17 protein-coding genes are annotated in these 19,475 nt (G+C 29.6%); 6 read left to right on the top strand and 11 right to left on the bottom strand.

Annotation, left to right across the window (positions count from 1 at the left end; translation table 11 throughout):
- Positions 1-104: 104 nt before the first annotated feature.
- Both COL3_RS03360 and COL3_RS03355 read right to left on the bottom strand, forming a co-directional pair.
- Positions 105-653 (bottom strand): RNA 2'-phosphotransferase, encoded by a 549-nt coding sequence (locus tag COL3_RS03360; RefSeq protein ID WP_008419360.1) that lies wholly within the window; start codon positions 651-653, stop codon positions 105-107.
- A 359-nt stretch (positions 654-1,012) separates the two neighbouring features.
- The gene (locus COL3_RS03355) at positions 1,013-2,992 is read right to left on the bottom strand and encodes a PAS domain-containing sensor histidine kinase (RefSeq protein WP_008419361.1); all 1,980 of its coding nucleotides are present in this window, start codon (positions 2,990-2,992) and stop codon (positions 1,013-1,015) included.
- Positions 2,993-3,317: 325 nt separating this feature from the next.
- Here COL3_RS03355 and COL3_RS03350 point away from each other — a divergent pair, with 325 nt between their 5' ends.
- On the top strand, positions 3,318-4,394 hold the full coding sequence (locus tag COL3_RS03350; RefSeq protein WP_008419363.1) for a galactose ABC transporter substrate-binding protein: 1,077 nt from the start codon (positions 3,318-3,320) through the stop codon (positions 4,392-4,394).
- A gap of 118 nt (positions 4,395-4,512) precedes the next feature.
- On the opposite strand, the gene COL3_RS03345 is transcribed toward COL3_RS03350, so the two are convergent.
- Positions 4,513-4,722 (bottom strand): hypothetical protein, encoded by a 210-nt coding sequence (locus COL3_RS03345; protein WP_008419366.1) that lies wholly within the window; start codon positions 4,720-4,722, stop codon positions 4,513-4,515.
- Between the two features lie 225 nt (positions 4,723-4,947).
- On the opposite strand from COL3_RS03345, the gene COL3_RS03340 reads away from it, so the two are divergent.
- Entirely contained in the window at positions 4,948-6,024 is a 1,077-nt protein-coding gene (locus tag COL3_RS03340; protein WP_008419368.1) for a galactose ABC transporter substrate-binding protein, read from the top strand.
- Between the two features lie 426 nt (positions 6,025-6,450).
- On the opposite strand, the gene COL3_RS29105 is transcribed toward COL3_RS03340, so the two are convergent.
- The 5 genes from COL3_RS29105 to COL3_RS03315 all read right to left on the bottom strand — a co-directional run bounded on the left by COL3_RS29105 (position 6,451) and on the right by COL3_RS03315 (position 11,659).
- A complete protein-coding gene (locus COL3_RS29105; protein ID WP_008419370.1) occupies positions 6,451-8,070 on the bottom strand; it encodes a M56 family metallopeptidase in 1,620 nt (539 codons plus the stop codon).
- 50 nt (positions 8,071-8,120) lie between these two features.
- Complete coding sequence (locus COL3_RS03330; RefSeq protein ID WP_008419372.1) at positions 8,121-8,516, bottom strand: BlaI/MecI/CopY family transcriptional regulator; 396 nt, start codon at positions 8,514-8,516, stop codon at positions 8,121-8,123.
- Positions 8,517-8,726: 210 nt separating this feature from the next.
- On the bottom strand, positions 8,727-9,620 hold the full coding sequence (locus COL3_RS29100; protein WP_008419374.1) for an RICIN domain-containing protein: 894 nt from the start codon (positions 9,618-9,620) through the stop codon (positions 8,727-8,729).
- A 165-nt stretch (positions 9,621-9,785) separates the two neighbouring features.
- On the bottom strand, positions 9,786-10,526 hold the full coding sequence (locus COL3_RS03320) for an MBL fold metallo-hydrolase (protein WP_008419377.1): 741 nt from the start codon (positions 10,524-10,526) through the stop codon (positions 9,786-9,788).
- Between the two features lie 236 nt (positions 10,527-10,762).
- A complete protein-coding gene (locus COL3_RS03315) occupies positions 10,763-11,659 on the bottom strand; it encodes a LysR family transcriptional regulator (RefSeq protein ID WP_008419380.1) in 897 nt (298 codons plus the stop codon).
- A 230-nt stretch (positions 11,660-11,889) separates the two neighbouring features.
- Here COL3_RS03315 and COL3_RS03310 point away from each other — a divergent pair, with 230 nt between their 5' ends.
- The 4 genes from COL3_RS03310 to COL3_RS03295 all read left to right on the top strand — a co-directional run bounded on the left by COL3_RS03310 (position 11,890) and on the right by COL3_RS03295 (position 16,990).
- Entirely contained in the window at positions 11,890-13,089 is a 1,200-nt protein-coding gene (locus COL3_RS03310) for an aminotransferase class I/II-fold pyridoxal phosphate-dependent enzyme (RefSeq protein ID WP_008419382.1), read from the top strand.
- Positions 13,090-13,184: 95 nt separating this feature from the next.
- Positions 13,185-13,730 carry a flavin reductase family protein gene (locus tag COL3_RS03305; RefSeq protein ID WP_008419384.1) on the top strand — a complete coding sequence of 182 codons (546 nt, stop codon included), beginning with the start codon at positions 13,185-13,187 and terminating at the stop codon, positions 13,728-13,730.
- 17 nt (positions 13,731-13,747) lie between these two features.
- Entirely contained in the window at positions 13,748-15,355 is a 1,608-nt protein-coding gene (locus COL3_RS03300; protein ID WP_008419386.1) for a sulfite reductase subunit beta, read from the top strand.
- A gap of 363 nt (positions 15,356-15,718) precedes the next feature.
- Positions 15,719-16,990, top strand: coding sequence for a cation:dicarboxylase symporter family transporter (locus COL3_RS03295; RefSeq protein WP_008419388.1), 1,272 nt, complete (start codon positions 15,719-15,721; stop codon positions 16,988-16,990).
- Positions 16,991-17,238: 248 nt separating this feature from the next.
- Here the strand turns inward: COL3_RS03295 and COL3_RS29205 are convergent, their stop codons facing one another.
- The 3 genes from COL3_RS29205 to COL3_RS03285 form a co-directional block, all read right to left on the bottom strand.
- A complete protein-coding gene (locus COL3_RS29205; RefSeq protein ID WP_008419389.1) occupies positions 17,239-18,213 on the bottom strand; it encodes a methyl-accepting chemotaxis protein in 975 nt (324 codons plus the stop codon).
- Positions 18,214-18,266: 53 nt separating this feature from the next.
- Positions 18,267-18,947, bottom strand: coding sequence for an MCP four helix bundle domain-containing protein (locus tag COL3_RS29195; protein ID WP_008419391.1), 681 nt, complete (start codon positions 18,945-18,947; stop codon positions 18,267-18,269).
- 285 nt (positions 18,948-19,232) lie between these two features.
- Positions 19,233-19,442: an alpha/beta-type small acid-soluble spore protein gene (locus tag COL3_RS03285; protein ID WP_008419394.1), complete on the bottom strand. Its 210-nt coding sequence runs from the start codon at positions 19,440-19,442 to the stop codon at positions 19,233-19,235.
- Positions 19,443-19,475 lie beyond the last annotated feature (33 nt).

The following is a 19,475-nucleotide window of genomic DNA, read 5'->3' as shown; positions in this document are numbered from 1 at the left end:
GACGCAATCCCTTTTTTGAATATAGTCCACATATAGTTGCCAGTCTACAAAACTCAATTTGTTCAATTAGATTCATGTTATTCTCCTAAAAATTCAAATATTAACTATAATTCTTTACTTAAATATTTTATTGGCACATAATCAGTTAACCATACTTTGTTTTCAGATAAAAAGAATTTATAACCATCTTTATACATTTGTGAACTATCAATTTCAAAAATAACTAACTCACCATGCCTCCTACCTACTTTTGCTGCGGTCTCTATATCTGCTGATAGATGAACATATTGTCTGCTTTGCTTCTTAATTCCTTCTTTACATATGATTTCTTCAAACCTTGTTGCTGTTCCATGATATAATACTTTGGGCGGCTCTACAGACTTCAATTCAAGATTTACAGCGATAGAATGCCCTTGATTAGCTTTAATTTTGCTTTTATCACCATTAAATGAATATCTTTGTTTATTATCTTCATCCACAATTCTTTCTATATCCGAGAATGTTACTTTATATCCTTTTCGCTTTAATCCATTGATTAAATCTAAAGTCTTTATATATCCATAATCATCTAATTTTAATCCAATTTCTTCTGGTTTATGCCTTAATATAAGGCTAATAAATTTGCTGATTCTCATATCTTCTTTGTTTATCATTATTTTAATACCTCTTAATATTTCTAGTCTTATCCAACATATAACTCATATCATTTTTTATATATTCAAAACTAAAACATTCTTTCCATTCTCATTTTTATTCTGCATCTTTAACAAATACTCCTTTGAATATAACTATATTTTACCATACATAATTTAATCTAACTAGAATGCATAATTTTCTTTTATATTTTCAAATAAAAATAAGCTGTATAATTTAGGAAGATTAATTTTAATGAACAAGCAAACACAATTTACTATTATATGTTCCATCGTTATATTTTTTGAGCAAAAAGATGCAGCCAAATTAATGACTGCACCTAACAAGAAAATCCTGACATAAAACTTGAATATTTTGACTAAATTGAATATATGTCTGAGAATTCTATATTCATCATTTCTATTTTATTATTCGTAGGTTTAACAAAGCCATTTGAGTTTGTTTTTTTCATAAGCCTTGCAGGAAGACTTATATTAAATGAAGTGCCCTCATCAACTTTGCTATCAGCACTTATTTTCCCCCCATGAAGCTTAACAATTGATTTTACTAGGTTTAATCCAATACCACTTCCTTCAGCATTTCTGGAAAGAGTCTTATCTATTTGATGATATCTTTTAAAAATACTTTTAAGATATTTCTTTTCCATTCCTATTCCAGTATCTTTTACTGATATTTCTACATGATTACCTTTATCAGTTAAATTAACGAATATTTTGCCCCCTGGGTTGGTAAACTTAATTGCATTAGAAATCAAGTTAAGCATAACTCTTTCAATTTTATAAGCATCACAGGCTATAATCTTTTCTTCAACATTGGTATCAAAAATAATGGATAAGCTGCTTTGCTCAATGTAACTTGCCACTGACTCAACAATGTCTTCAATTATCAATACTATATTTTCGTTAGACATATTTAGCTTAAAAAAACCGGATTCTATTTTAGATAAATCAACTATATTATTTATAATTTTGGTAAATCTATAACAGTTTTGCTTGATGGTACTCAAACCTTTGATAATTTTATCCTTATTATCCAAAAAAGTATCATTTTTCAAGTACATTTCTAATAATTGATTTGTACTGAAAATTACATTTAAAGGTGTCCTAAGTTCATGTGAAATGTTAGCGAACACCTGATCCTGAACCTCCAAGGTTTCCTTTAAATTCTTTTCCACTTTTTTTCGATTATTAATATCCATATGTGTACCCAAATACTTAACAGGTTTACCTTCTTCATTATAAATAATTTTAGCCTGCTCTAATACCCATATATATCCTGAATCTACTGTTTTTGCTCTAAACTCCATACTTACTTTCGGTAACTTTTGTTTCAAAGCTTTGGAATATGCTTTATGTATAGCCGATCTATCATTTGGATGCGACTTCTCTATGATTGCAGTGGCAGCTTCCCGAGGTGACAAATGCTCAATTCCAAGTCTTTTTTTCCACTGATTGGAGAAATAGCTTTCATTCCTCTCAAGATCATGAATAAACGAGCCTTCAGAAGAGCTATCTATAATTTGAAAATATTCTTCCACATTTACCTTAAGCTCCTGTTCATAATTCTTCTTATTTGTTATATCTATAAGCATTACTAAGCTGCCCCTGTAATTATCACTTTCATTTTTAATAGTAATAGCTCCAATTAATGCCCATATATGACTTCCATCCTTTTTTCTAATCTTTAAATCATAGCGTTCATCAATAACATTTTGGGCATTTTTAAGATAGGACATAACTTTTTTTATATCATCTTCAAATATGAAATCTACAGCATCCCTAGACAAAATTTCCTCTGCCTTATATCCAAGGATTTTAATTAAAGCCTCATTAACAAAATTAATTCTCCCATGTTCGTCAATCATTACAATACCTTCATCAGTTGCCTCAACAATTTTTTGATATAACCCATAAAATCCATTCAAATCATCTTTCTTTTTCTTATGCTGAGAAATATCCATATTTATCCCAACCCACTTTTGAATATTGCCATCAGAATTAAGTATAGGCGAAGCAATTATATTATTCCATTTCCATTCACCATTAAAGCTTCTTATACGAGACTCAATGTTTAGATTTTTTGATGTCATAATAGCTTCTCGCCATTGTATTTCAGCGTATCCTCTATCATTAGGATGTACAGCATTAAGCCACCCCTGATCAACCCACTCTTCATAAGTTTGTCCTGTATAAGCTCTCCAGGATGGGGAATCATTAATAACTAATCCATTTGCGTCAGTTTCCCATATTGCCTGTGCAATTGAATTAATAAGTGCATGATATATGTTTGTATTATCAATAAATCTAATCTTATCATCAAAATTATTTATTATTTTCATACCTATATCTCCGTAAATTTCAATATTAATGACTATATACTTTTTAGATTGTAGTACAATCCAAAATTAGGATTTCATTGTAATTATAACAAAATATAATGAACACAAAGCTCACATTAACATAACTTTAATCTATCTTTTACATTTATAGATAATTAACAGCCTTTCTATAATAATACTTCTCTTACAATATCAATTAATAATATTATACATATATAGCTTTAAACTTCCGTTTTTATCTCAGAAACTATTAGTATAAATTCATCATTAAAACATAATATAAAATCGAATATGGTAATTATATATTACAACGGAGGATAGTAATATGAAACTATTAAATAAAGTAGTATTTATTGTTCTTATCATTACTCTTACACTAGGCAGCATTCAGCATAATTTATATATTAGATCAAACGCTTCTACTAAAAGGCTAGTAAACGTAGGAGTACTAGTATCTAATATTGCTGATCCATTCATAATTCAAATAAAACAGGATTTAGAGAATATTCAAAAGAACAATGAAGATAAAGTTAAATTCACTTTTTTTAATGCAAAAAGCAATCAATCTATACAAAATGAAACTTTAGATTCCTTACTTAACAATGATATCGATCTTTTATTAGTAAATTTGGTAGATACAAGTCCCAATGTAATAGATTACTATATTGATAAAGTTAGATCTAAAAATCTCCCATTACTTTTATTTAATTCCGAACCACCAGCCATAACTACTAAAATGAAGGAATATCAAAAGTTTGCCATTATAACAACCGATCCTAGGGAATCAGGCACTTTGCAAGGAAAACTTATTGCCGATGAATGGACTAAGAATAAATCAACTCTAGATAAAAATGGAGATAACATAATGCAATATATAATGTTACAAGGCGAACTTAATAATATAGGTGCAATCGAGCGAACACATTCTTCTATTTCAGCAATTGAGAATGCAGGGATTAAAACTCAACAACTTGCATTACAGACTTCTAACTGGAATGAAGAATTAGCTAAAAATGCTATTGAAACACTGTTTTATAAATATGCCAATAGGATAGAAGTAATAATTTCAAATAATGATGCAATGGCAATAGGCGCTATTCAAGCATTGCAGAAGTTTGGCTATAACAAAGGAGGTACTGGAAACTACATTCCTGTTTTTGGGATAGACGGAATACCAGCTGCACAAGATTTAATAAAAAAAGGGATTATGGCCGGTACTGTTGTCGAAGAGATTAATGACACAGCTGTAGCACTTTATACCATAGGCCTAAATCTAGTTAACAATAAACCACCTCTAGAAGACACGCCTTATAAATTTGATAAATCAGGTTTTATAATTAGAATTCCTTATCGAGGAACACTTTCAAATAACGGTTTTACTGCAGCAGCTACATACACATAGAAAAACAAATTTATATCTTATATAATCCAATTAGTTTTTACATTAATGTAAATATGAGGTAGATTCTAGTATGGAGCACCAATGAAAAAAAATCTAGGAATTTTCCTAGATTCATTTTTCATATACTTTTACCATTATTATTTTCAGGATATGCAGCTTTGAAAAACTCAATAAAATAATCAACTGGCTTTGGATCCTTTTCCTTAACATACTTTCCAAGCTGTGATTTTAAAGCATTCTTTAAATGCATTACTGTATTTGGTTTTAATAAATCCTTTAAACCTTCAATGTGATCATAAATAAAATTTAATAATTCCTTTTTGTCCATAAGTAATCCTTTCCCACTTAAAATCTCTTAATTCTTATATTGTATCATAATTCTTACAATTAACCAGAAATAAAGTATTATACAAAAACGCAAGACAATGCTTACAATTACGTTTAAACTATGATCTCGCTCTTTTGCCTAAGAAACTACTAGTATAAATTTTTTATTAAAACATAATATAAAGTTGAATATCGGAGTAAGAATACTTATATGGAGGATAGTAAAATGAAACTATTAAATAAAATAATACTTATTATATTTTTCATTACTCCTACACTAGGCAGTATTCAGAATAATTTATATATCAGATCAAATGCTTCTACTAAAAGGCTAGTAAACGTAGCTGTACTAGTATCCAATATCGCTGATCCATACATAGCTCAAATGAAACACGATTTAGAGAATATTCAAATTAACAATCCAAATACAGTTAAGTTCACTTTTTTTGATGCAAAAAGTAATCAATCTATACAAAATGAAACTTTAGATTCGTTACTTAGCAATAATATAGATCTTTTTTTAGTAAACTTAGTTGATACAAACGCTAATGTAATGAATGACTATATTGAAAAGGTTAAGCCAAAAAATCTCCCTTTACTTTTATTAAATTCCGAGCCACCAATTATAACTAATAAAATGAAGGAATATCAGAAATTTGCCATTATAACAACCTACCCTAGGGAAGCTGGCACTTTACAAGGAAAGCTTATTGCCGAAGAATGGAATAAACACAAAACAACTATAGATAAAAATAGAGATAACATAATGCAGTATATAATGCTACAAGGTGAGCTTGATAATATAGGTGCAATTGAGCGAACACACTCTTCTATTTCAACAATTGAGAACGCAGGGATAAAGACTCAACAACTTGCATTACAAATTTCTAACTGGAATCAAGAGTTAGCTAAGAATGCTATTGAAACAATGTTTTATAAATATGATAATGGAATAGAAGTAATAATTGCAAATAATGATGCAATGGCAATAGGTGCTATTGAAGCATTGCAGAAATTTGGTTATAACAAAGGAGATACTTCAAACTATATTCCCGTTTTTGGAATAGACGGGATACAAGTTGCACAAGATTTAATAAAAAAAGGGATTATGGCTGGTACTGTTGTTGAAGACCCTAACGACACAGCTATAGCACTTTATACCATAGGCCTGAATCTAGTTAACAATAAACCTCCTCTAGAGGACACACCTTATAAATTTGATAAAACAGGATTTATAGTTAGAATTCCTTATCGTGGGACACTTTCAAACACCGGTTTTACTGCAGTAGCAGATATTTATTAATCAGCATATACATGTTTTTGTTCAGTTTATTACGAAATTTTATAATATGCTTTATTTGCCACCTAAGTAGCAGTTTTTTCGCTTTACCCTTTAGCCATTTCTCGTATTACAAAAGTAATAAAAAATTCATAACTTCTCTCCGAAATTAGGATATAAATTTAGTATATTATTTCATATTTATGTCAAATATACTAAATAAAAGGTCTGAGGTGTTAATTTGAAACCTAATTTTATTAAAAATAATTTATTAATTATAATAATGATATTTTTTATAATTTCATTGTACATTTTACCAATAGTATGTATAGAATTACAATGATGACATAATATTTCAATGAATAAGAGATAGTATTTTATCACTATTCTTTAAATACTATCTCTTATTTTTGTTAGTTATATTAATATTATTATTTTAGATTTACATATTTAGTTTTTTTCAACACGAATCAATTCCCATTTTTGAGCATTTGTTTCATTATCACTAAAAATATCAACATTAGAAAAATTATCTGTTCCAGCTGAATATACATCAAGGGCTTTTTGACTACCAATATTAATTAATTTATATACGCCATCACCTTCTCCAATAATATTCCACTTCTGCGCATCGGTTCCATTATCACTAAAGATATCAACATTAGTATAATCATCTGTTTTGGCTGCGTATACATCCAGAGCCTTCATACTATTAGTATTAATTAACTTATATGTCCCATCAGAATTTTGATAAATATTCCACTCTTGAGCTCCTGTTCCATTGTCTTCATAAATATCTACATTAGCATAATCCTTTGTTTCAGCAGAATATACATCTAGAGCTTTTCCACTACCAACATTAATTAGCTTATAAGTTTCTCCTGATGATAATCCATTAGTATTTTGGGCTTCACTAGGATTAATAGCACTCAATTTTTCTGCGCTATTAGCCGTAGTTTTAATTATATTTTCTGGATTTAAAGCTTTCACTGCAATATTATTAGTAAGTATTATAATTGCAGCTATTATGAATCCTATTATTGTTTTTCCTGTCATTTTATAAGAACCTTTTTTAAATGCTTTGATCATCCAAATTCTATTTTTTATTTGATTATTAGTTTCAAAAAAGACTGGCACTTGAGAATAACTCCCCTTATTCAAAAGCATTCTTGAAAGAGTGAGTAGTGTCATACCATAATCTGTATTTTCATCTTCCTTAAGAATTTCAAGGACATAAGCATCACAATCATATTCCCTGTATAATCTCATTTGTCTAATTGCAATCCATACAAATGGATTAAACCAATGTATTAACAATGCAATTATACCAAGATAATTATAAATTAAATGTTTCCTTTTATAATGCACTAATTCATGTAAAAATACATGAGAAAGCTTCCTATTATCTTCTATACTTAATACATACTTGGGTATATAAATCTTAGGTTTTACAATCCCCATGATGCACGGACTTTTAAATTCATCATGCACATATAATGGAATTCTTGATTTTATCTTAAGCTTATTTTTACACTCATTAAGTAAAGTTAATATTCCAGGATGTATATATTCATTTATATCTTTAGTTTTTCTATTTACCTTAAGACAAAACCTAAGTAATATGAAACTTAAAAACACCAATCCCGTTACCCATATATAAGAAATAAATTTGAAAACAACTGAAATTATTTCCTTGTTATTATTGTCTGCCAGCTTATTACTTAAACTCATCTCATTTTCGTTATAATTATCACTCTTATTGGTAATGGTACTAGACTTTTGTTCATTTACTTGAGATTCTTTAGTTGTTTTAGTCAAATCAGTTGCCTCATTCTGTTCTTGCACGACACTTCCATACTTTTCGTATAACATATTAAATAAGCTTATATTTGTTTCAGGAATAACAGGTATTAGGAGTTTTATTAATACCAAAATCCATATTGCATTTTTAACTCTCATGCTAAGACGCTTATTTAATATTTTTAAAATCAAAATCACTATCAGTATGATAGCGCTTGCTGTTAAAGAAGACTGAAAAAAGCCCAAAAAAATTCTCTCTATAAGTTCCATAACCCATATTCTCCTAATGGCATAAAATTTTCTAAACTAAAAAACAATATTTATTTGTAATCAGGTAATTTCTTTTCCTTCTTATCTTTAAGTATATTCTCCAATTCCTCAATTTCACCTATTGATAAATTTTCTTCTTCTAAAAATTTAGTAAAAAGTATGTTTAAAGCACCATTATATACTTTTTTAAGAAAAAATTCATTTTCTGATTTAACGCATTCATCTTCTGAGACTAGCGGATAATAATTATAAATTCTTCCTGTCTTTTCATAACCTATAGCTCCTTTTTTTATAAGCCTTGTAATAAAAGTTTTTATAGTCTGATCTGACCAATCGTTATATTCTGATAATGAAGCTATTATTTTTTCCGAAGTTAACGAATTTGTCTTCCATAGAAGTTTCATTACCTCCCATTCTGCCTCAGAAATCTTAGGAAGTTCCTTCATGACATCCTCTCCTCTCGATTGTTGTTTACATTTGTAAATATCATTTCAAGTTTATTCCACTAATCTTTTCTTGTCAATCCTCAGCCTAGTTAGAATACGGAAAAAATAGTAACTATTTCACAATGATATTGTGAATTAAGTAGCTACTATTTCTTATAATTATAATAAGCTGTTAGTTGACTCATTCGAGCAAACTGCAGTTATTATTTCTTAACCTATACGAATTAAGCTCCACTTTTGTGCATTCGTTCCATTATCAGTATAAACATCAACATTAGTATAATTAGCACTTCCAGCTGCATATACATCTAAAGCCTTTCCGCTGCCTACATTAATTAACTTATAAGTACCATCATAATTAGCAATGATATACCATTTTTGTGCACTGGTTCCATTGTCAGTATAAATATCAACATTCGAATAGTCATCTTTTTCAGCTGCATATACATCTAAAGCTTTCATACTATTAGGATTGATTAATTTGAAAGTTCCATCAGGATATTGATAAATAGTCCATTTTTGAGCTGCTGAATTATTATCATCATAAATATCAACATTATCGTAATTGTTTTCTCCAGCTGAATATACATCAAGAGCTTTTCCACTACCAACATTTATTAACTTGTAAGTCGCTCCTGACTCTATTCCCTTAGCCGAATTTGTATAATTTTGAATCCACGCACCATCTGAACCTAATCTATATTCTATACCATTTGTAATTACAGTAGTATTTTTTAACATAACTCCTGATTGATAAAAATACCATCTCCCATCAGAACTTTTTTGCCAAACTCCTTTAGTATCATTTGTTTCAGTTGTACCATCCCAGGCACCGTCTGACCCTAACTTATACTTATGACCATTTGTAGTTATAGTTGTATCTTTTTGCATCACACCATCACTATCAAAATAATACCATACTCCATTACTATCTTTCATCCATCCTGTTTGATATGAACCATTTGCTATAACATAATACCAGTCTTGATTCTTTAGTATCCAGCCTGTTTTAGTTGCAGCACTAGCTGCCATTGGTAAAACTCCTAATAATGTTATAGTTGTTAATGCTGCCGCTATCACCTTTTTAATAAACATAGTTTTCATTTTAATTCTCCCTTTCATTATAAAAGTAAATCTACAGTTGTAAACCATGGTTTAAGTTTACATCTGTAGATTTAAAATGTCAATATATAACTTGGATTTAATTGTTAATTTTTTTAAATTTAGATTATAATGAATTTATATTGAAAATGTAACATACTGTACTTTTCATATATCCATTGCCAATTCTGCTATACGCTCATTTACTTTCCCCTTATAGACACCTCCATGATAACAAATTACTGTTTCAATATCATAATTCATTAACTTCTTCAAAGACTCTTTATTTAATTCATTATCAAAATTAATATTTTGATCTGCTTTTACAAGCAAACCTTCTTTGACACAAAGAATATCTCCAGCAATTAGTATCTTCCACTTCTCAAGGTACAAAGAAATATGTCCTGGAGTATGACCGGGTGTGTGAACAACAGTAATTCCTCCGCAATACGGTAGTTCCTCCAAATCAATCAAAGTTTTATTTACATTTACTCTGCTTTTCTCAAAGCCTGCTTTTAGTTTTTCGTATATTATTTTCATATTGGCAGGCAAATGATCTAATTCATCTTCTAGTCTAGAAAGTTTAACAGGCTTCTTCTCACCATTAATATATGCTTTTTCTTCCTCATGAGCAAGAACCTTAACCCTGCCAGGCATCTCTTTCAATATATCTGAAATACCTCCAATGTGATCAATATCCTGATGAGTTAAAATTACTGTGTTCAATTTGCTAAAGGGTATTCCTTCTTTCTCGCATACTTCACGAATTTGATGTAATTGACCAGGAAATCCAGTATCAATTAAAACTAGTGAATCCTCATCCAAAATCAATGTTAGATTAATAACCATCTCCATTTCCATTATATTAGCCGGCACTTCTAGCATATAAATTCCATTTTCAATTCTCATTTATTATTTTCCCCCTTAAAATTAGAATAGTAAATTGTAGTCTATATATTGCAAAATAATTTCATCAGTTTTTCGCAATATATATTGACATCAATTTTATTTTATGTTATAATACTGTATTATCAATCAATTTATTATAAAGCATACTTATACAATAATCAATATAAATGTTAATTTAAGCGTAGATCTATTTAAACTGATCTACGCTTTTTTGATATTATTTGTCTCAATCTAATCTAATTTTTAGATAATATATCTAAGAAATTAATTTCTTCTATAAATGCATTCATCGCAGATGTTAACCACTTATTCCTATGATATAAAACCTGTGTCGACATATTAAAATTATAATCAATTAAATCTAATTTCACTAATTTCCCCTCATTTAATTCCTTCTCTACAGTCATAATAGGTAGTAACGTAATCCCAAGATTATTTAAAACAAAAGTTTTAATAGTTTCTATACTTCCTATTTCCAAAGCTAAGTGGAACTGTAAATTTTCTTTGCGGAACATTTCTTCAAAAACGCCTCTATAACTGCATCCTTTCTCTGTAAGAATTAAAGCTTCATTAACAATATCCTTTAATTCAAGCTTTCTTTCATCTTTAAGTTTATTTAATGGAGATGCTAAAAGTGCCATTTCTTCTTTGTAACAGCTGCATGAAATTAAATCTGGATCATTAACTAATTCACCTAATATGAATATTAAATCAACTGTGTTATTCTTCAGCATATTATGTAAGTCAGAGCATGTACCAACTTTGATTATTACTTCCACCTCTGGATACTTCATATGATAATATCTAAGCAATTCTGGAAGCTTAATTGTACAAAGTGATTCAACAACACCAATTTTCAGTATTCCTTTAGGGACATCTCTATCAACAACTGCTTCCTTAGCTTCACTAGCAAGATTTATTATTTTTTCTACATATTCAAGAAAAATTATTCCTTTAGATGTTAGTTCCATATTTCGCCCAATTCGCTCGAATAATTTTACTCCAAGTTCTTTTTCCAAAAGTTGGATTTGAGTAGTAATTGTAGATTGTGCATAGCCAAGCTCTTCTGCCGCCTTTAAGAAGCTTTTTAATTGTGTGATTTTCGAAAATGTTATTAGCTGTCTAAACTCCATATTTTACCTCACTTTTTAACTTCAAAATAATTGAACTTGTTTTTCAATTAATTCAATTTTACTAATATATTATCTTATGCTAATATAAACTCAATAAAAATTCAAGTAATAACTTATATTTTGATTATAATCATTTCATTTATCTAACCCTAGTACTGATAGGTAAGGCATGAATCCATGTCTTTGAATTTTTAATATACAGCAGAATTAAAATAAGGAGTGAATCGAAATTGGATAAAAGTAATTTTAAAGATTTAGGCTTTTCAACAAAAGCAATACATGGCGGAAACAGGAAGAATGACGTAGGGTCTGCTGCTACACCAATTTATCAATCATCCACCTTCATTTTTGACTGTGCAGAGCAAGGTGGACGAATATTTTCTGGTGATGAAGCTGGCTATAGATACACTCGATTTGGGAATCCAACAAATGAAGTTCTAGAAGAAAAGCTTGCTATTCTTGAGGTGGCAGAAAGTTGCATTTCAACTGCTTCTGGCATTGGAGCAATATCTACTGCATTATGGACAGCCTTAAAAAGTGGGGATCATGTAATATCATCTTCTACAATTTATGGCGATACCTCTGCATTTTTAAATAACGGACTAAAAAAATATGGTGTTGAAACTGATTTTGTAGATATGTCTGATCCGGTAAACGTACTTAAAGCTATGAAACCAAATACAAAAGTTGTTTATATTGAAACGCCAGCTAACCCAACCCTGAAGCTTAATGATATAACAGCTATAGCTAAAATTGCTCATACAAATAAAAACTGCATTGTTATGGTGGATAATACCTTTTGCACACCTTATATTCAAAGACCGCTAGAACTTGGCGCAGATGTTGTTTTACATTCTGGTACAAAATTTCTTAATGGTCATGGTGATGTAGTCGCTGGCTTTATACTTGGTTCAGGAGACTTTATAAAAGAAGCTAAGCTTGGTGTTCAGAAATTAACGGGGGCTATTTTAAGCCCTTTTGATTCCTATTTAGTAATAAGAGGTTTAAAAACTCTTCCACTTAGAATGGAAAAACATTGCGAAAATGCTATGACTGTTGCACAATTTTTAGAAGAACATGAAGCGGTAGAAAAAGTATATTATCCGGGACTTAAAAGCTTTAAGCAATATGACCTAGCTCAAAAACAAATGAGTTTACCTGGAGCTATTATTGCTTTCGAACTGACAAGTGGAATAGAAGGCGGAAGAACCTTAATGAATAGTTTAAAACTTTGCAAATTAGCCGTAAGCTTAGGCGATGCAGAAACCTTAATACAACATCCAGCTTCTATGAGTCATTCTGTATGTTCAAAGGAGGAAAGATTATCTGCAGGAATTAGTGATGGTCTTGTAAGATTAGCAGTTGGTCTTGAAGATGTTATAGATATAATTGATGATTTAAGACAAGCTCTTGATTTAATAGCTAAGTGATTTATATCACGGCATTAAAAGCTTTTATATTATAAAGTTAAATAGTTGAGTATAATAATTTACTTAGAAAATATATTTTTCAGGAGGATAATAAAATGGATAAAATAAGTGTTAACTACGAAAAAATGTATTACGGATTTCCTGTAATTCTTATAAGTTTTTATGATAAAAATGGAGTTCCAAATGTTACTACTCTTTCCTCTTCTTATACCCTTAAGGATATGGTGGTACTTGGCTTTAGCAGCAAGGGATATGCAATTAATCAAATTAAAGAAGTTAAAGATTTTGTTATTAATATTCCTGATAGTTCACTTAGGAAAGAAATTAATTTTTGTGGCACTAAATCAGGTTTCGAAACCAAGAAATTCAATGATACTAACTTAACGCCAATTAAATCTGAAATTATAAATGCACCTATTATTGAAGAATGTCCTATTGCCATAGAATGTACTTTAACTGATATTATTGAAAGAGATAATTACAAAGGCATCACTAATATTCTAGGCACTATAAAAGGCAGACTTATTTCAAGGGAATATTTAGATATTGATGATAGATTAAACTTTTCAAAATTTGATAATCTCCTATATTTCGGAGATGGCATAAACAAAGGCTACAGATATATGAAAAATGAACTATAAGATAAGGAGGTCATTAAATGTCTTATGAAGCAATTTGGTCTAAGGATCAAAAATTAAATGATGTAGAACATATTAAGCTGCAAAAAGATGGTTTAGATGTTATACAAACTATAATAGACAATTATTCTAAAGAAGGTTATGATTCAATAACTTCTGAAGATATGAATAGATTTAAATGGGCTGGGGTTTATGAGCAAAAGCCAAAAGAAGGATATTTTATGATGAGGGTACGTATTAATTCAGGAATTATGAGCTCTGAACAAGCAAAAGTTTTATCAAACATTGCTAAAGATTATGGCCGCGGAGTTGCGAATGTAACTACAAGGGGTGCAGTGCAATTCCACTGGGTTCAAGTTAAAGATTTACCAGTAATTTTTGAAAAATTAAAAGCTTGTGGTTTATGTTCCTTTGAAGCTTGCGGAGATTGCCCTAGGACAATAGTTGGGAATCCTCTTGCTGGAATTGATAAAGATGAACTTATTGATACAAGTGAAATAATAGAACAAGTTAATAATTTCTTCTTGCTAAATAAAGATTTTTCTAATTTGCCTAGAAAATTTAAAATATCAATATCTGCCAGCGTACACAATGCAGCTCATGCACAAATTAATGATCTTGCCTTTACACCAGCAATAAAAAATATTGACGGAAAAGAGGTAGTTGGATTTCATGTATGGGTTGGAGGAGGACTTTCAGCCAATCCTCATTTGGCACAAGAACTTGATCTTTTCGTAAAACCACAAGAAGTCCTTAAAGTTGCAGTAGGTGTATGCACCATTTTTAGAGATTACGGCTACAGAGAAAAACGTACTCATGCTCGACTAAAATTCTTAGTGGCAGATTGGGGTATAGAAAAATTTAAAAATAAATTATTAGAGTTAATTGGAGATATGCCCGATAAAGGTGAAAATAAACTAACTTCTTGGAATGCTTCTTATTACTTTGGGGTACATTCTCAAAAGCAAACTGGGAAAAGTTATATTGGAATTAATTTACCACTAGGTGAAATATATGCTGATGAACTTTTTGAACTTGCTGATATTTCAGAAAAGTATGGGGATAGTAAAATTAGAACTACCTTATCACAGAATTTAATTATTACAGGTATAAATGAAGAAGATCTGCCTTCCCTATTAAAAAAAGATGTATTTAAGCATTTATCGCCAAACCCAAGTACATTTTTAGGTTATACTGTTTCTTGCACAGGTAAGGAATTTTGTAATTTAGCTATTGTTGAAACAAAAGAACGTGCTAAGAAAGTAATTGAATATCTAGATTCAAAAATACAACTAGATACTCCACTTCGTATTCATTTTACTGGCTGCCCTAACTCTTGTGGTCAAAAGCATATAGCTGATATTAGCCTTCAAGGCGCACTTATAAAAACTAAAAATAGCTGTGATGAAGCCTTTACTATTTGGCTTGGCGGCACATTAAACAATAACGGAGAATTCGCTAAAAATCTTAACTGCCGTATTAAAGCTGCCGATATTCATATAATCCTTGAAAAAATAATACTCTTCTTTAAGGCAAATAGACTAGAAAATGAAACTTTCAATAAATTTATTAATCGAGTAGGAACCGATATAATATCTAAAAATATCTTAACAAAACAAACACTATAAACTTCAAAGAGTTGCCTTTTTAATAAGACAACTCTTTTTGCTTTTATTCCAATCAAATTGCGGTTTTTAAACAGCCACATGGCATATTAAAAATTCTTCAATTCCATCCAATTTCAATAATCACCTTCCTTTTTTTAATTAATTGAACTTCAAGGTTTTTAATTAACTTAACTTTAGCGAAATATTCCTTGTAAATTTTGAAAATGAATTTTTTGTAGAGACAAAATTCATTAATTATGTTATAATTCAAAATGTTGTTATGGTTTTGTCTAATTTTGCAATTTGATGTAAATATCGCGTCATTTTCAATCTTAGTTTTTTATTTATTTCATTAAAATTTTAAAATTTAAAAGGAGGACAAATATGAAGAAAATTAAATTTGGCCTGGCATTGCAAATTCTTGTTGGGCTTATACTTGGAATTATAGTAGGTGGATTGTTTTATGGTAATCCAGCTGTTGAGGCATATTTAAAGCCTATTGGAGACATTTTTATCCGATTAATTAAAATGATTGTGGTTCCAATTGTTTTTTCATCTCTTGTAGTTGGTATTGCTGGCGCAGGAGATATTAAGCAGGTCGGAAAACTTGGAGGAAAAACTCTCCTTTATTTTGAGATAGTAACTACTATAGCTATTGTAATAGGACTTTTTATAGCTAACGTTGTGCATCCAGGTACGGGAATAAATATGCATGAGCTTGCTAAATCTAGCATTGATAATTATGTAAGCACAGCAGAAAATGTGTCTCATCATAGCTTTGCAGATACATTTGTAAATATTGTCCCTACTAATATTTTTACTGCCCTTGCAAATGGAGATATGCTTGCAGTTATTTTCTTTTCAGTTATGTTTGGTTTAGGAGTTTCTGCAATCGGAGAAAAAGGAAGAATTGTCCTACAGTTTGCTCAAGGCACAGCTGATGCAATGTTCTGGGTAACAAATCAAATAATGAAGACAGCTCCTTTCGGGGTCTTTGCTTTGATTGGTGTAACAGTTTCTAAATTCGGACTTTCATCTTTAATTCCGTTAGGTAAATTAATAATTACAACTTACGGTTCAATGATTTTATTTATACTATTAGTATTTGGATTAATTGCAAAATTCGTCGGAACAAGCATTTTTTCAATCATTAAAATTTTAAAGGATGAACTTATACTTGCTTATAGTACTGCAAGTTCTGAGACAGTTCTACCTAAAATCATGGAGAAGATGGAGAAATTCGGATGTCCCAAAGCTATTGCAACTTTTGTAGTACCAACAGGTTATTCATTTAATTTAGATGGTTCTACCCTTTACCAAGCTATTGCTGCTATATTTATAGCACAATTATATGGCATTAATTTATCAATACCAGCTCAAATCAATTTAATGCTTGTACTAATGCTTACTTCAAAAGGTATAGCTGGTGTGCCTGGAGTATCTTTTGTAGTTCTCCTAGCTACTCTTGGATCAGTTGGAATCCCAGCTGAGGGCTTAGCTTTTATAGCAGGAATAGACCGTATTCTTGACATGGCTAGAACTGCTGTAAATGTATTAGGTAATTCATTAGCAGTTGTTGTTGTATCAAAGTGGGAAGGAAAATATAATTCATTAAAAGGTAAAGAATATTTAGAATCAATAAAAAAAGCCGCATAATATTTTAAGCAAAAATCGGTCTTTAAATTTCTCAATTTAATTGTATATTTTATTTGTTGAATATATAGAATTACAATAATGACATAATTATAAAACAAAAAAAGAGATAGTATTTTATTGCCCCCACCATAATACTATCTCTAATATTTTATTTTCCCCCTCCAATTATTGACGATATATGAACAAAAATAATTTACAAAATTAACTTGTGATAACTTCGATCACTGCCTTTTTTATAAGAAATCAATCTATACTTTAAAATTCAAAACTAATTGAGTCAACTTTTCTGCAGTTGTTGCTTGATCTTGTGCTACTCTAGCTACCTGTTCTATTGCCTTATTTGTTTCCTCTATTCCTATCTGAATTTCTTCAGAATTATTCTTAGTCTCTCTCATATTTTCTGCAATGGTTTGTACAACTGCAGAAATCTCCTCTGTTGACGCATTTAATTCTTGAGACATTGATGCAATATTTTGTGATAAATCACTAATATAAACTGCATCACTTTCGTATTTCTTTCCTGTTTCAATTAACAAGTCATAATCTTTTTTAACATTATTATTAATAAAATATAATATATCCTTTGAATTGCCTGATAAATTGTCAAAAGCAGCTTGAACACTCGAAATTACATTTTGGATATTAGCCACGTAACCTGCTGATTGTTCAGCTAGTATTCTTACTTCATTTGCAACAACAGCAAAACCTTTTCCTTGTTCTCGTGCTCTTGCAGCTTCAATATTGGCATTTAGGGCAAGTAAATTTGTCTGCTCCGCTATTGATGCGATAGATTGAGCAATCATACCGATTTCGCTAACTACCTTTCCTTGTTCTATAGCATTAAGTATGTTATTTTGCTTTTCTTCATACAACTTGTCTGCGATTTGCTTTGAATTTAAACCATTTTCTTTTACATCAGTAGCCCTTTCTTTTATCTCAATGGACTGTTGACTGCTTTCAGTTGAATTCGAAGCTAATTGAGTTATTCCTGAGTTAACTTCCTCCATAGTTGAAGCTAATTCTTCAGTAAACGAATTAACACCTTGTATATTTTGGACTATTCCATTTGTATTTCTATCTATGTTTTGAAAATTACTTGACAATTCTTCTAATGTGGCAGATAGTTCTTCACTAGATGTTGTTACAACTTTAGTCTCAATTACAATATTTTCAATCAATAATTTCATTCTTTCTTTCGCACTATCTAATGCTTTAATAAGCATTCCTAATTCATCATTATTTTTGCTTTTTATTGAATATGTTAAATCGCCATTTCCTAAAGCTTCAGCAAATAATAATCCTTTTTTATAGTTCTTATTATATATGTTGATAACGCAGTTCCAATAATAATTGATAAAATAATACCTAGTATTAAAATAGTATGCATTATATTAATTGTTATTTTGTAATTTCCTACAGCACTATTATAAGCCTCTTCTGCTTGTTTTTGGTTTATTTCAATCAGATCATCAAGGTCTTTGGACATATTATCTGTAGTTTGATTGATCTCGGATAATTTTCTTTTTGCTTCTACATAATTCCCTTCTTTAATCAACTCAAAAAGATTATCTTTTTCGCTAGAGTATTTATCTTTTAAAAGAGAATTAAAATCATCATACGCCTTCTTTTCATCATCAGACATATTGCTGCTACTAAAAGCCTCAATGATTGCAGAATTTTTAGTTCTAATTGTATCAATTTTTTGAAACGATGTTTCCGTTTTAGAACTATCTTGTCCCAAAACAGTATCATTAACAATTTTAATTTCACTCAAAAAATTTTCTTTGATTGAATGTATTTCATCAATACTTTTAAAATTATCAGAATATAGCTGTTCTACACTATTTTCAGTATTAGAGAGACCAAATTTTCCAAAAAATCCAGTTACTCCAATTAATAAAACAATACTTATAAAACCAGTTAACAATTTTGTTTTTATAGATAAATTTCTCATCATTTGTCAAAATCCCCTTTACAAATTTATATTTTTTAACGACACTTATAATAATTTATATTCTTTCAAGTAATATTTTATCAAAAAAATGTTAAAATATCATAGTTTTTAAATATTATTTTTCTAATAAGAAATATTGAAATAATAATTTAACAAAAAATAAATTTTAAAATTAAAAACTAACAGAACAAATATAATAATTTATACTTGTTCTGTTAGCTTTTTAACCGTAAAGGGATCATTCATGGCATTTCGGAGAACTAATTTGCTATCTTAAAAACTCAAAAATTATTTCAAGCCTTGTTCATAGCTTTCTATCATATGCTTTACCATAAAGCCGCCAACGCTTCCATTTTGTCTTGAAGAAAGGTTTCCTTTATCTTGAGTTTCATAGTTTTGTAATCCTATTTCTGAAGCAACTTCAGTTTTTAATCTATTTAATCCTTGTTTTGCTTCTGGTATTAATGTTCTGTTACTTCCACTATTGTTTGATGACATATATATCTACCTCCCTTAATTAATTTAATTTTG

This window comes from Clostridium sp. LS (assembly GCF_002760435.1).
In the GTDB taxonomy this organism is placed as follows: domain Bacteria; phylum Bacillota; class Clostridia; order Clostridiales; family Clostridiaceae; genus Clostridium.
This window is presented reverse-complemented; position numbering and strand designations above follow the sequence as displayed.

Coding starts and splice junctions, on each gene's coding strand:
- COL3_RS03360 (WP_008419360.1), bottom strand. CDS start 653: ATGATAAACAAAGAAGATATGAGAATCAGCAAATTTATTAGCCTTATA.
- COL3_RS03355 (WP_008419361.1), bottom strand. CDS start 2,992: ATGAAAATAATAAATAATTTTGATGATAAGATTAGATTTATTGATAAT.
- COL3_RS03350 (WP_008419363.1), top strand. CDS start 3,318: ATGAAACTATTAAATAAAGTAGTATTTATTGTTCTTATCATTACTCTT.
- COL3_RS03345 (WP_008419366.1), bottom strand. CDS start 4,722: ATGGACAAAAAGGAATTATTAAATTTTATTTATGATCACATTGAAGGT.
- COL3_RS03340 (WP_008419368.1), top strand. CDS start 4,948: ATGAAACTATTAAATAAAATAATACTTATTATATTTTTCATTACTCCT.
- COL3_RS29105 (WP_008419370.1), bottom strand. CDS start 8,070: ATGGAACTTATAGAGAGAATTTTTTTGGGCTTTTTTCAGTCTTCTTTA.
- COL3_RS03330 (WP_008419372.1), bottom strand. CDS start 8,516: ATGAAGGAACTTCCTAAGATTTCTGAGGCAGAATGGGAGGTAATGAAA.
- COL3_RS29100 (WP_008419374.1), bottom strand. CDS start 9,620: ATGAAAACTATGTTTATTAAAAAGGTGATAGCGGCAGCATTAACAACT.
- COL3_RS03320 (WP_008419377.1), bottom strand. CDS start 10,526: ATGAGAATTGAAAATGGAATTTATATGCTAGAAGTGCCGGCTAATATA.
- COL3_RS03315 (WP_008419380.1), bottom strand. CDS start 11,659: ATGGAGTTTAGACAGCTAATAACATTTTCGAAAATCACACAATTAAAA.
- COL3_RS03305 (WP_008419384.1), top strand. CDS start 13,185: ATGGATAAAATAAGTGTTAACTACGAAAAAATGTATTACGGATTTCCT.
- COL3_RS03300 (WP_008419386.1), top strand. CDS start 13,748: ATGTCTTATGAAGCAATTTGGTCTAAGGATCAAAAATTAAATGATGTA.
- COL3_RS03295 (WP_008419388.1), top strand. CDS start 15,719: ATGAAGAAAATTAAATTTGGCCTGGCATTGCAAATTCTTGTTGGGCTT.
- COL3_RS29205 (WP_008419389.1), bottom strand. CDS start 18,213: ATGCTTATTAAAGCATTAGATAGTGCGAAAGAAAGAATGAAATTATTG.
- COL3_RS29195 (WP_008419391.1), bottom strand. CDS start 18,947: ATGATGAGAAATTTATCTATAAAAACAAAATTGTTAACTGGTTTTATA.
- COL3_RS03285 (WP_008419394.1), bottom strand. CDS start 19,442: ATGTCATCAAACAATAGTGGAAGTAACAGAACATTAATACCAGAAGCA.